The sequence below is a fragment of the Phenylobacterium sp. genome (assembly GCF_031425575.1).
Classification (GTDB): Bacteria; Pseudomonadota; Alphaproteobacteria; order Caulobacterales; family Caulobacteraceae; genus Phenylobacterium.
In genome coordinates, this window is the sequence record NZ_JANPJP010000324.1 from 1 (window position 1) to 11,866 (window position 11,866).

Annotated in this window: 13 protein-coding genes and 1 pseudogene; 9 read left to right on the forward strand and 5 right to left on the reverse strand. The window is 68.1% G+C overall.

Annotation, left to right across the window (positions count from 1 at the left end; all coding sequences use genetic code 11):
- Window positions 1-399 (forward strand): alkaline phosphatase D family protein (locus RMO97_RS17945; RefSeq protein WP_310542383.1); only part of this gene is annotated, 399 nt, incomplete at its 5' end.
- Here RMO97_RS17945 and RMO97_RS17950 read toward each other — a convergent pair.
- Window positions 396-1,022 carry a LysE family translocator gene (locus tag RMO97_RS17950; RefSeq protein WP_310542384.1) on the reverse strand — a complete coding sequence of 209 codons (627 nt, stop codon included), beginning with the start codon at window positions 1,020-1,022 and terminating at the stop codon, window positions 396-398. The two genes, RMO97_RS17945 and RMO97_RS17950, sit on opposite strands and share 4 nt — an antisense overlap.
- Window positions 1,019-1,420, reverse strand: coding sequence for a phosphoribosyl-AMP cyclohydrolase (hisI, locus tag RMO97_RS17955; RefSeq protein ID WP_310542385.1), 402 nt, complete (start codon window positions 1,418-1,420; stop codon window positions 1,019-1,021). Before hisI ends, RMO97_RS17950 begins: the two co-directional genes overlap by 4 nt.
- A 45-nt stretch (window positions 1,421-1,465) precedes the next feature.
- On the opposite strand from hisI, the gene RMO97_RS17960 reads away from it, so the two are divergent.
- Window positions 1,466-2,359 (forward strand): DUF817 domain-containing protein, encoded by an 894-nt coding sequence (locus RMO97_RS17960; protein ID WP_310542386.1) that lies wholly within the window; start codon window positions 1,466-1,468, stop codon window positions 2,357-2,359.
- 56 nt (window positions 2,360-2,415) lie between these two features.
- On the forward strand, window positions 2,416-3,582 hold the full coding sequence (locus RMO97_RS17965) for a serine hydrolase domain-containing protein (RefSeq protein ID WP_310542387.1): 1,167 nt from the start codon (window positions 2,416-2,418) through the stop codon (window positions 3,580-3,582).
- Here the strand turns inward: RMO97_RS17965 and folE are convergent.
- The gene (gene folE / locus RMO97_RS17970) at window positions 3,579-4,208 is read right to left on the reverse strand and encodes a GTP cyclohydrolase I FolE (RefSeq protein ID WP_310542388.1); all 630 of its coding nucleotides are present in this window, start codon (window positions 4,206-4,208) and stop codon (window positions 3,579-3,581) included. The genes RMO97_RS17965 and folE overlap by 4 nt on opposite strands.
- 177 nt (window positions 4,209-4,385) lie before the next feature.
- Here folE and cysS point away from each other — a divergent pair, with 177 nt between their 5' ends.
- The 6 genes from cysS to RMO97_RS18000 are packed head-to-tail and all read left to right on the forward strand — an operon-like array spanning window position 4,386 to window position 10,026.
- Window positions 4,386-5,786: a cysteine--tRNA ligase gene (gene cysS, locus RMO97_RS17975; RefSeq protein WP_310542389.1), complete on the forward strand. Its 1,401-nt coding sequence runs from the start codon at window positions 4,386-4,388 to the stop codon at window positions 5,784-5,786.
- Complete coding sequence (locus RMO97_RS17980; protein WP_310542390.1) at window positions 5,786-6,334, forward strand: SRPBCC domain-containing protein; 549 nt, start codon at window positions 5,786-5,788, stop codon at window positions 6,332-6,334. Before cysS ends, RMO97_RS17980 begins: the two co-directional genes overlap by 1 nt.
- Window positions 6,331-6,780 carry an iron-sulfur cluster assembly scaffold protein gene (locus RMO97_RS17985; RefSeq protein WP_304776924.1) on the forward strand — a complete coding sequence of 150 codons (450 nt, stop codon included), beginning with the start codon at window positions 6,331-6,333 and terminating at the stop codon, window positions 6,778-6,780. Before RMO97_RS17980 ends, RMO97_RS17985 begins: the two co-directional genes overlap by 4 nt.
- Before the next feature lie 59 nt (window positions 6,781-6,839).
- Entirely contained in the window at window positions 6,840-7,109 is a 270-nt protein-coding gene (gene yidD / locus RMO97_RS17990; protein ID WP_310542391.1) for a membrane protein insertion efficiency factor YidD, read from the forward strand.
- Window positions 7,106-9,091 (forward strand): threonine--tRNA ligase, encoded by a 1,986-nt coding sequence (gene thrS, locus RMO97_RS17995; RefSeq protein ID WP_310542392.1) that lies wholly within the window; start codon window positions 7,106-7,108, stop codon window positions 9,089-9,091. Before yidD ends, thrS begins: the two co-directional genes overlap by 4 nt.
- The gene (locus tag RMO97_RS18000) at window positions 9,088-10,026 is read left to right on the forward strand and encodes a glycosyltransferase family 2 protein (protein WP_310542393.1); all 939 of its coding nucleotides are present in this window, start codon (window positions 9,088-9,090) and stop codon (window positions 10,024-10,026) included. The genes thrS and RMO97_RS18000 overlap by 4 nt, the downstream gene beginning before the upstream one ends.
- A gap of 4 nt (window positions 10,027-10,030) precedes the next feature.
- Here RMO97_RS18000 and RMO97_RS18005 read toward each other — a convergent pair whose 3' ends face one another.
- Both RMO97_RS18005 and RMO97_RS18010 read right to left on the reverse strand, forming a co-directional pair.
- A complete protein-coding gene (locus tag RMO97_RS18005; protein ID WP_310542394.1) occupies window positions 10,031-10,930 on the reverse strand; it encodes a hydroxymethylglutaryl-CoA lyase in 900 nt (299 codons plus the stop codon).
- A pseudogene (locus tag RMO97_RS18010) lies at window positions 10,927-11,866 on the reverse strand (glycosyltransferase family 39 protein); the annotation flags it as partial. The pseudogene RMO97_RS18010 and the gene RMO97_RS18005, both read right to left, overlap by 4 nt.

Consider the following 11,866-nt stretch of genomic DNA (forward strand, 5'->3'; position numbering starts at 1 on the left):
GTGGATCGTGAGCGGGTCTATGCGGCGGTGAAGGCGGCTCAGGCCCGGGCCATCGTGCTCGCGGGCGACAGCCACGCCTTCTGGGTCAACGAACTCTTCGACGCTGCCGGAACCCGGGCTGGGGTTGAGTTTGGGACCACCGCGATCACCAGCCCGGGAGGCGGCGACAGCCTGCCGGCCTTCCAGATCGGCGAGGTGTTCGCGCAGGCCAACAAGGAGGTGGTGTTCTGTGATCAGAAGGCCAAGGGCTTCCTCCTGCTGACCCTGACCCCCACCGAGGCCAAGGCGGACCTGATGGCGGTCTCCAACATCACCCAACCGACCTACGAGACCCGGGTGGCGAAGACCTATCGGGTGACGCCGGAACAGGGCGGCCTGTCGGCGCCGACCGAGGCCTAGCGGCGCTCCAAGGCCAGACGCAGACCGAAGGCCACGAACACTCCGCCGGTCGCCCGGTCGAGCCAGCGCACGACGGCGCCGCGATTCAGGGCCCTGGCGATCGGCTGGGTGGCGGCGATCAGCAGGGAGAGCCACACCACCCCCAGCAGGACGTGGATGGTGGTCAGCAGCAGCATGAAGGGCGCAGCAGGCACGCCCACGGGCAGGAACTGCGGCAGGAACGACACGTAAAAGACGCCCATCTTCGGGTTCAACACGTTGGACAGGAACCCGCGCCGCATCCAGGCGGTGTCGCCGCCCTTCATGGCCGGCGCTTCCGCCACCTCGAAACTGCCGCGGGGCCGCAGGATCAGCCCGATCCCCAGCCAGACCAGATAGGCTGCGCCCGCCCATTTCAGGATGTTGAAGGCCAGGGCGGAGGCCTGCAGCACCGCGCCCAGGCCCACGGCGACCAGACCGCCCCAGACGAAGCACCCAGCGAGAATCCCCACCATGGCCAGGACCGCGCGCCGGGGCCCCTCAACAGCGGCGGTGCGAAGGATCAGCGCGGTGTCCAGGCCGGGCGTCAGGGTCAGGAGTCCAGCCGCCACTGTGAAAGCCAGCAGCGCCTGGACGATGGTCACGGCAGCCGTTCCTTCAGCTTGCCGTTCTCCACCACGCGGTAGAAGCAGGTCCGGAAGCCGGTGTGGCAGGCGCCGCCGTCACCCTCGGGCGTCACCTTCAACAGGATGGCGTCCTGGTCGCAATCGATACGAACCTCCTCCACCAGCTGGATCTGCCCGCTGGTGGCGCCCTTGTGCCAGAGCTCATTGCGGGACCGGCTGAAGTAGTAGACCTCGCCCGTCGCGAGCGTCCGCTCGAGGGCCTCGGCGTTCATGTAGCCCAGCATCAGCACCTCGCCGGTCTCCGCATGGGTGGCGATGGCCGGGATCAGACCGGCGGCGTCGAACCGCGGGGCGAGCAGGTCGCCGCGTTCGAGGATGTCCTTGGAGGTCGCTGTGGGGAAGGTGGGCTTGGCCATGGCGGCATATGGCGCCGTTCACGGCCTTCGCGCTAGCCTCGCGGCATGAGTCTCAAGGACTGGATCAAGGGCCGGGTGGCGGCGATGGACTTGGCCGCCCGTCCCTGGGCGGCGCGATCGAGGTTCAACGCCTTCGCCTATGAGTTCCTGCTGTTTGGTCTGAAACAGGCCTGGGCCTGCCTCTATGGCGGGGCGATGGTCGCCCTGCTGATCGCCAGCCACGTCTGGTGGCCGGCCGATGCGGCCCTGGCCCGCTACGACTTCCTGCTGATCGCCGCGCTCACTCTCCAGGTCCTGTTGCTGGCCACCAGGCTGGAGCGATGGGACGAGGCCCTGGTGATCGCGATCTTCCACGTGGTTGGCACGGCGATGGAGATCTTCAAGACCAGCCAAGGCTCCTGGATCTATCCGGAGGCCTCGGTGCTGCGGATCGGCGACGTGCCGCTGTTCTCAGGCTTCATGTACGCCGCCATCGGCAGCTATATCGCCCGCGCCTGGCGGCTGTTCGACATTCGATTCAGAAGCTACCCACCGCTTTGGGGGCCCTGGCTGCTGGCGGTGCTGAGCTACGTCAACTTCTTCAGCCACCACTACACCATCGACATCCGCTGGGGCCTGTTTCTCCTGTCGGTGCTGCTGTTCGGGCGGGCCAGCTTCCAGTTCACGCCGGACCGCAAGCCCCGGACCATGCCCATGCTGCTGGGCTTCCTGCTGGTGGCCGTGTTCATCTGGTTCGCCGAGAACATCGGCACCTTCACCGCGACCTGGACCTATCCGCAACAGGCTGCGGAATGGCGCCCCGTCAGCCTGGCGAAGCTGGGGTCCTGGTATCTGCTGATGATGCTGAGTTTCGTGCTGGTGAGCCTGGTGCACAGGCTCGAACCGGTGGAGGCCGCGGTCGCTGACGACGCGTTTGCGGCGGAAGAAGCCCAAGCTTAGCCACTGTGACGCCCAGATCAGCCTCAAGGAATGACGCGGCCCTTGGAGGATCGCTCGTGGACCAAAACCGAAGAGCCCTGCTCGCCGCCGCCGCGGGCCTCGGACTTACGAGTCCGGCCCTGGCCGCGCCGCGGGGCTGTAAGGGGCGGCGCGCCTATGCCGGCCCACCGCTGCGCGCACCGCTCGGCGAGGCGGTGTTCCAGGCCGCGACCCGGGCCGGCGCCGTCCCGCTGGTTCCGACCGCCAACGCCGATCTCTCGGCGCGCTTTGTCGAGGCGGCGGGCCGCATGAAGACGCGGGCCCTGACCGCCGCCGTGGCCTCGGCGGACGGGGCGCTGTGGGCCCAGACCCGCGCCGACGACGCCCCTGATCGCTTCTTCTGGGCCAGCGTCGGCAAGGCCTATACCGCCACAGCGGTCTTGCAGATGGTTGAGGAGGGCAAGCTTTCCCTTGAGGCCACCCTGGACCGCTGGGCGCCGGGGGTGGCGAACGCCCCCTGGATCACGGTGGGGGACCTGCTGGCGCACACCGGCGGCCTCTACAGCTTTCAGGGCGACCCCGGACTGCGGGAGAGGCCCGGCTACAAGTCGCCCGACCAGCTGCTGGCCGCCGCCGCCGGCCATCCACCCGCCTTCTGTCCCGGTCAGGCCTGGGGTTATTCCAACACCGGCTATGTGCATCTGGGCCGCATCATCGAGGCGGTGGACGGGACGTCCTACGCCCAGGCCCTGACCCGCCGGATCGTGGCGCGGCTTGAGCTGGCGGAAACCGACCTGATCGCGCCCGGTCGGATTCCGCCGGGCCTCGCGCGCCCCACCGCTGACGCGGCCACCGCGGGGGGGACCGCCGACAACCTAGCCACGCCTTACGCCGCCGCTGGGGTGGCCGCCTCGGCGAGCGATGTCGTGCGGTTCTGGCGGGCCTTGATGGCCAACGCCCTGCATGGCGAGGCCATGACCCGTCGCCGGTTCGCCAGGTTGATTCCGATGACGGGGGTGGGGCCTGCGTTCTATGGCCTGGGGGTGATGGTCAGCGATCTGGCCGCTTTCGATCGGCGAGCGACCGACACCTGGCTCGGCCATGCCGGCGGCCTGCCGGGAGCATCAGCCGTCGTCGCCTATTCGCGGGAGAAAACCGCCTTCGTCGCCGTCGCCCTGACGGGGAGCGGCTCTCCGGAAGCCACGGCCAACCTGCTGCTGGCCGGGCTGCCGGACGCGACCTAGCGGTTGACGAAGTCCAGGAACCGCTGACGCAGGGTGGGGTCGGTCTTGAAGACCCCGGTGAACTGGGTAGTGATCGTCGTGACGTGACGGTGGTGCACCCCTCGGGTGGTCATGCACTGGTGCGCGGCGTCGATCAGGACGGCCACGCCGGCCGGGCGCAGGCTGTCGGTGATGGCGTCGGCGATCTGCTGGGTCATGGTCTCCTGGGTCTGGAGACGGCGGGCGAAGATCTCGACGACCTTGGCCAGCTTGGAGATGCCAACGACGCGGTTGGTGGGCATGTAGGCTACGTAGGCCTTGCCCAGGAACGGCGCCATGTGATGCTCGCAGTGGCTCTCCACCTCGATCTCTCGCAGCATGACGATGTCGTCATAGCCCTGCACATCTTCGAAGGTGCGCGAGAGTTCCTTGGCCGGATCGAGGCTGTAGCCTTCGAACCATTCGCCATAGGCGTCCACCACCCGCTTGGGGGTGTCGATCACGCCTTCGCGCCTGGGGTCGTCGCCGGCCCAGGCGATGAGGGTGCGGACAGCCTCCATCGCCTCTTCGCGCGTCGGGCGCTTCACGGCTTCAAGATCAACGCCGGACGTTCCGACGAGGGTTCGGTCGCGAGTGACAGCGTCCATGTGAGATCGGTTCTTTCCAGGGCTGAGTTGCGCCGGGACGAAGGTCCCGGAAAGACGCGTGGCCACCCTTATACGTAAGGCGAAGCTTTCCGGTTGCGAGACCGTGGCTTCCCTGACGCCCCGTCTGTATATGGGGCGCAAGCCTTTCCCGGCAACTGTTACGCAGCGTCAGACCCTATGACTTTGAATCTCTACGACACCATGGCCCGCGCCAAGCGGCCCTTCATCCCCCGCGATCCGAAGCGGGTGACGATGTATGTGTGCGGTCCGACGGTCTACAATTACGCCCATATCGGCAATGCGCGGCCGGTTGTGGCCTTCGACGTCCTGTTCCGTCTGCTGCGCCACACCTATGGCGCAGACGCGGTGATCTATGCGGCGAACGTCACCGACGTGGACGACAAGATCAACAAGAAGGCGGCGGAGGAAGGCGTCGATATCTCGGTCATCACCGACCGTTATCTCGACATCTACAACGCCGACATGTCGGTGCTGGGCGCCCTGCGTCCCACCCACCAGCCCCGCGCCACCCAGACCATGGACGCCATCATCGCCATGATCGGCCGGTTGGTCCGCAACAACGCCGCCTACGCGGCCGAGGGCCACGTGCTCTTCAACACCCAGGCCTATGCCGACTATGGCAAGCTGTCGGGCCACCCGATGGAGGACATGATCGCCGGCGCCCGCGTCGACGTGGCCCCCTACAAGCAACACCCCGCCGACTTCGTCCTGTGGAAGCCGTCAAAGGCCGGCGAGCCGGTCTGGAAAAGCCCCTGGGGCCCCGGTCGTCCGGGGTGGCATATCGAGTGCTCGGCGATGATCGAGCAGGCCCTGGGCCTGCCCATCGACATCCACGGCGGCGGCATCGACCTGCTGTTCCCGCACCATGAGAACGAGATGGCCCAGGGCCTTTGCGCCGGCCACGAGCATGGCCAGGGCTCGGAGGCTGAATACGCTCGCTACTGGATGCACAACGGCTTCCTGAATATGGACGCCGAGAAGATGTCCAAGAGCGTCGGCAATGTCGCCCTCGTCCACCAGCTGATCGAACAGGCGCCGGGGGAGGCCCTGCGCTGGGCCCTGCTGGTGGGCCAGTATCGCGCGCCGCTGGACTGGACCGAGGACCTTATCGAGCAATCGAAGAAGGCCCTGGACCGGCTCTATGGCGCCCTGCGCCGCTCCAGCGAGGTTAAGGCGGAGGCCACCGGGCCGTCCGTCGCCTTCCTGGAAGCCCTGGATGACGACCTCAACACGCCGGCCGCCATGGCCGAGCTGTTCGCCATGGCCACGGCCCTGGAGACCGCCCGCGGCGACGACCGCGCCTACGCCAAGGGCGAGCTGCTGGCCTCGGCGAACCTTATGGGCTTCCTGTTCGCCGACCCGGAGTACTGGTTCCAGGCCGGAGTGTCCGACGAGCTGCGCGAGAAGGTCGACGGCCTGATCGCTGACCGCGTGGCGGCGCGGACCGCCAAGGACTGGGCCGCCGCCGACCGCATCCGCGGCGAGCTCACTGCGTTGAACATCGAGGTCATGGACAATCCGACCGGCGCGACCTGGCGGATCAAGGAACAGAGCTGATGCCGGCGATCAAAGCCCCCAAGGTCTTCACCCCCGGCGCGGGCCTGACCTTCAAGAAGTCCGGCGGCGGCGGGCCGGGTGGTGAGAAGATCGAGCACCGCGTCGGGGTCCAGGCCCCGGCGCGGGTGGTCTGGCAGGTTCTGGCCGACTTGGACGCCTGGCCGGAATGGAACCCGCTCTACACCAAGGTGGAGGGCAAGCTGGCCATCGGCGGGACCCTGGTCCTGACCGTGCAACTGCCCGACGAGGCGCCCGAAACGATCCGCCCTGTGGTCACCGACTGGACGCCCGATAGCCTGATCCACTGGAAGCTGAGCCTGGCCGGCGGCCTGGTGCGCAGCGTCCGCTATCTCGAGATCGATGAGCTGGCCGAGGCCAGCTGCATCTTCGCCAACGGCGAGATCATGGGGGGCCTGCTGGGCCGCTACGTCGCCAAGCGGATGGGCCGCAAGATGTACCGCGGCTTCGCGGCCATGGGGGAGGCGCTGAAGGTTCGCGCCGAGGCTCAGTGGCGGGCGGAGAGTGGAAACCCCACATCGGCCTCATGATCGACGAGCTCTATTCCACCAAGCTGCTGAAGCTGGCCGCGAACCTGCCGCACAGCGGTCGCCTGCCCGCGCCACAGGGGTCGTCGGAAAAGGTGTCCAAGCTGTGCGGCAGCCGGGTGACCATCGACGTGATCATGGACGGCGATCGCGTCGGCCAGTTCGCCCAGGATGTGAAGGCCTGCGCGCTTGGCCAGGCGTCCGCGGCCGTGCTCGGCGCCCACGTGCTGGGCGCGACCCTCGCGGAGATCGAGATGGCCCGCGATCAGTTCCGTGCTATGTTGAAGGACGGCGCAGCTGCGCCTGTTGGACGTTTTTCGGACCTAGAGATGCTCGCGCCCGTGAAGGATTACCCGGCCCGCCACACCTCGACGCTACTGGCGTTCGAGGCCGCGACCGATGCTGTCCGGCAGGCGAGCACCCGAACTAGCCGCGCCGGCATAGCTTGATCGCCACCAACCGTCGGCGTAATCGCTGCGGTTGATTTGCAAGGCGTCTGCGTCCCGGCATGACCTTTTACGAAACCTGCGTCAGAGGTGGGCTCCGCGCCTACAAGCTGACGCTTTCGCCCTGGATCGGGCGCCAATGCCGGTTTCTTCCGACCTGTTCGGAATATGCGGCGGAGGCCCTGATCGGGCACGGCCCCTGGCGCGGCTCCTGGCTCGCGGTCCGGCGGCTGTGCCGCTGTCATCCTCTGGGCGGTTCGGGCTATGACCCGCCGCCCCCGCCGCGCGGGAAGCCCGAGGGCTCCGCCCGGAAATGGACGTGTGAAACATGATCGACCTGATTTTCCCCGACGGCTCCCAGCGCCAGTACGAAGATGGCGCCACGGGCCGGTCCGTCGCCGCCTCCATCGCCAAGTCCCTGGAGAAGCGCGCTGTCCTCATCAAGCTGGACGGCGAGCTCTATGACCTGGACCGCGCCCTACCTTCGGGGGGCGTGTTCGAGATTCTGACGCGGGACGCGCCCGAGGCCCTCGACACCATCCGCCATGACGCCAGCCACGTGATGGCCGAAGCGGTGCAGGAGCTGTTCCCCGGCACGCAGGTGACCATTGGCCCGGCCATCGAGGATGGTTTCTATTACGACTTCGCCCGGGCCACACCCTTCAGCCTGGACGACCTCGCCAAGATCGAACAGCGCATGAAGGAGATCGTCGATCGCGACGAGCCGATTACGCGCGAGGTCTGGAACCGCGAGGAGGCCATCGCCCACTTCACGGAGATCGGCGAGGCCTACAAGGCAGAGATCATCTCCGACCTGCCCGGGTCCGACGAGATCACCGTCTACCGTCAGGGCCAGTGGAAGGACCTGTGCCGAGGGCCGCACCTGCCCTCCACCAAGCATGTGGGCAAGGCCTTCAAGCTGACGAAGCTGGCCGGCGCCTACTGGCGCGGGGACCATCGCAACGCCCAGCTGCAGCGCATCTACGGCACGGCCTGGGCCAGCGAGGCCGACCTCGAGGCCTATCTGACGCGCATCGAGGAAGCCGAGAAGCGCGACCACCGCAAGATCGGCCGGGCCATGGACCTCTTCCACCTGCAGGAAGAGGCCAAGGGCATGATCTTCTGGCACCCCAAGGGCTGGACCCTCTTCCGCACGGTGGAGAACTACATCCGCCGCCGACTGGACCTGGACGGCTACCAGGAGGTCAAGACGCCGCAAATCATGGACCGGGGGCTCTGGGAGCGTTCGGGCCACTGGGAGAAGTTCGGCGCCAATATGTTTGTCTGTGAAACGACGGAAGGCGAGGAGCTGGCCGTTAAACCGATGAACTGTCCGGGACACATCCAGATATTCAACGTCGGGCAAAAGAGTTATCGGGACCTGCCGCTGCGGCTCGCCGAGTTCGGGGCCTGCCACCGCTATGAGCCGTCGGGCGCCCTGCACGGCATCATGCGTCTGCGCGCCTTCACCCAGGACGACGCCCACATCTTCTGCCGCGAAGACCAGATCGAGGAGGAGACGACCAAGTTCGTGCGCCTGCTGAATTCGGTCTATTCCGACTTCGGCGTGCACCTGGACAGCGTCAAGCTGGCCCTGCGCCCTGATCTGCGGGCCGGCACTGACGAAATCTGGGACATCGCCGAGGACAAGCTGGATCGGGCGGCCCGCCAGGCGGTGAACATCGAGATCGAGCGGATGCCGGGCGAGGGGGCCTTCTATGGTCCCAAGCTCGAATTCCACCTGCGCGACGCCATCGGTCGGACGTGGCAGTGCGGCACCCTGCAACTCGATTTCGTCCTGCCCGAGCGACTGGACGCCGAGTATACCGCCGAGGACGGTTCCAAGCAGCGGCCGGTGGTCCTGCATCGCGCGGTGTTCGGGGCTGTGGAACGCTTCCTGGGCATCCTGATCGAGAATCACGCCGGGGCCTTCCCCCTGTGGCTGGCGCCGACGCAGGTGGTGGTCGCCACAATTACGTCCGACGCCGATGACTATGCCTTGGCGGTCGCCCAAGAATTGCGCGCGGCGGGTCTGCGGGTCGAGACCGATCTTCGCAACGAGAAGATCAACTACAAGATTCGTGAGCACAGTCTCGCCAAGGCCCCGGTCATCGCCGTGGTCGGACGGCGGGAGGCCGAGGAGGGCAAGGTGGCGTTGCGGCGGTTCGGATCCGACGGGCAGGAAATCCTTTCGCTCGCTCAAGCCGCGAAGACTCTTGCCTTGGAGGCCTTAGCGCCCGATGTTGCCCGCTCCACCACGGCGGCGGCTCCGGCTGCGCCCCGTGAACCGGTCGGGGCCAGGGAGGCTGGATGAACGGCATCGCCGCACCGATCGTCGCCTTCGAACCCGCGCCAACGCCTGATTTCGTAAGGGCGCGCCGCAAGGTGTCGGTGGTCATGGTCGTGTACATGACCGGTGAGGCGCTGGAGGAAAGTGTCGCCTGCGTGCTGGCTGATCCGGCGGTCGATGAGTTCGTCATCGTCGACAACGGTTCAACCCGCATGGAAGCGGCGCGCCTCAGCGACCTCGCCGAGCGGGATCGCCGCGTGGTTCTGATCAGCGGCCAGGGCAATGTCGGCTTCGCGCGCGGCGCGAATCTCGGCGCCAAGGCGGCCAAGGGCGAGGTCATCGTTTTCCTCAATCCCGACGCCTTTCTGCAGCCCAGCTGCATCACCGAGCTGGTCCGCGCCATTGAGGGCCGGCCGGTGCCCTGCATTGTCGGCGGCCGGGTGCTCAACACCGACCGGACCGAGCAGCGCGGCGCGCGGCGCGGCGACATCACGCCCATCAGCGCCCTGATGAGCCTCAGCCATCTGGCCCGCCATGTGCCGGCCTGGCGCCGCTACGAGGTGCACTGGGAAAACGACGCGGCGCCCGATTCGGTGGCCGCAATCCCCACCATTTCCGGCGCGTGCTTTGCCATGCGTCGCGAGGACTTCGACGCCGTTCAGGGCTTCGACGAGGGCTATTTCCTGCACGTCGAGGACGTGGACCTGTGCTGGCGCGTGCGCCGCGCCGGCGGCATCGTTCTGTTCCAACCGAAGGCCGAGGTCGTCCACCTGGGCCACACCAGCCACGCCAGCCCTATCAAGGTGGAGTTCCACAAGGGCGTCGGCCTGGCCCGCTACTTCCGCAAGCGGGCGGAGAGCATCTCCGAGACCCTGCTGGCCTGGATACTCTCGCCGATCATCGTCTGCACCGCTGTGGCGCGGCCCGTCATGTGGCGCGTGCGCGGCCGCGCCACCTAGGCTCTCAGGCGGGGAACAGCCCCGCCCGCGCCACTGACGATGTCGGTGGTTTTCCCAGCAGATCCGACACCCATCTGGCCGTGCTGATCAGGGCCGACAGGTCGTAGCCGGTGGAGAATCCCGCCCGCTCCAGCATGTAGACCAGGTCCTCGGTGCCGATGTTCCCGGTGGCGTCCGGCGCAAAGGGACAGCCCCCCAGGCCGCCGCAGCTGGCGTCCAGGATATCGACGCCCGCCTCAACCCCGGCATAGGCGTTGGCCAGGCCGGTGTTGCGGGTGTCGTGGAAGTGCAGGCGCAGCTTCTTGGTCCCGATCACCGCCTTTACCGCCTCGACCCGGGCCCGCACGGCCCAGGGGTCCGCGACACCAATGGTGTCGGCCAGGGCGATCTCGGCGATGTTCAGGCTCGCGGCCTCGCGGGCCAGGGCCACCACTTGATCCTGGCTGACCTCTCCGTCGAAAGGGCAGCCGAAGGCGACGGAGAAGGTGACGCTGATCGGCGGCCCGCCCTCGGCCTCCCGGCGCGCGGCGATGGCTGCGAGGGCCGCCATCTGCTCAGCGCTGCTGGCGCCCTGATTGCGGATGCCGAAGCCGTCGGTGGCGCAGACCACCACATTTGCCTCGTCACAGTTGGCGGCCACCGCCCGCTCCCAGCCTCTCATGTTCAGCACCAGGCCGATGCGGGACCGTCCGGCGGTGGTGGGCAGTCCCTCCATCACCTCCTCAGCGCCAGCCATCTGGGGTACGCGCTTGGGATTGACGAAGGACACGGTCTCCATTCGCTTCGCGCCCGCGGCCTCCAGCCGGGCGATGAAGGACAGCTTCTGGCCGACATCCAGCAGGGCCTTCTCGTTCTGCAGGCCGTCGCGCGGGCCCACCTCGACGATCTCGATGAAGCGGCTCATGGGGCGGCCTCCGGAGGCATGGGCGGCGGGGCGTAGATGCGCAGGGTGGTCTCGTCGCCGTTAGAATAGTCCAGACCGTTGACCTCGCCGATCTGGCGCGGTTTCAGCCCGCGCGCCTTGACCGCGGCGTCGAAGGCCTTTTGCTCGCGGCTCTCCACCACGGCGGGACGATTGTCGGCCAGGGCCTCGGCGGCCTGGTCGGGGCCACCCAGGTCGGTGGGGGTGCCGAGCGCGAAGACCAGGCTCGGCTCGGCATAGCCGGCCACCGCGACGGGCGCGGGCGCGATCCCCTGGCGGGGCAGCAGTCGGGCCGTGGCCAGGGCCTGCTCGGTGCGTTGCGAAATCCACAGCGGCTCCAGCCCGGGCGCGAAGGCCGCCGCCAGGGCGGCATGGCCCAGGATGCCCAGGGCGCAGGCGGTGACCAGGGCGGTGGCCGCCTGGCCCCGCATCAGCAGGTAGGCGCCGGCCAGCCCCGCCGCCGCCAGCAGGGCGCCGGTGACCAGGGCCGCGGGGAGGTCGGAGGCGTCGCCGTACTCAGCCATCAGATAGCCCACCCCGCCCGCCAGGAGCAGACCCACCAGGGCCGACAGGCCGGCCCCGGCCCAGCGCACGCGGCCCCCCAGGGTCTCGCGCAGGGCGGCCGCGGCCAGCCAGGCCAGGGCGCCAAAGGTGGGCAGGGTGTAGTGGACCAGCTTGGTGGGGGTCAGCTCGAAGACCAGGAAGGCCGGGACCAGCCAGGCCAGGGCGAATCGCACGCCGGGCTCGGCGCGGTTGCGCCAACCGAACACCAGGGCTGCGGGGAGCAGGAGGGCTGCGGGGAAGAACAGCAGCGGGGTGGCCAGGGTGTGATAGCCGGGAGGCGCGCCGTGGCTCTCCTGGCCGCCCGCCAGCTTGGGCGCCAGATCGCCCACCACCGCGGCGCTCCAGAATCCGCCG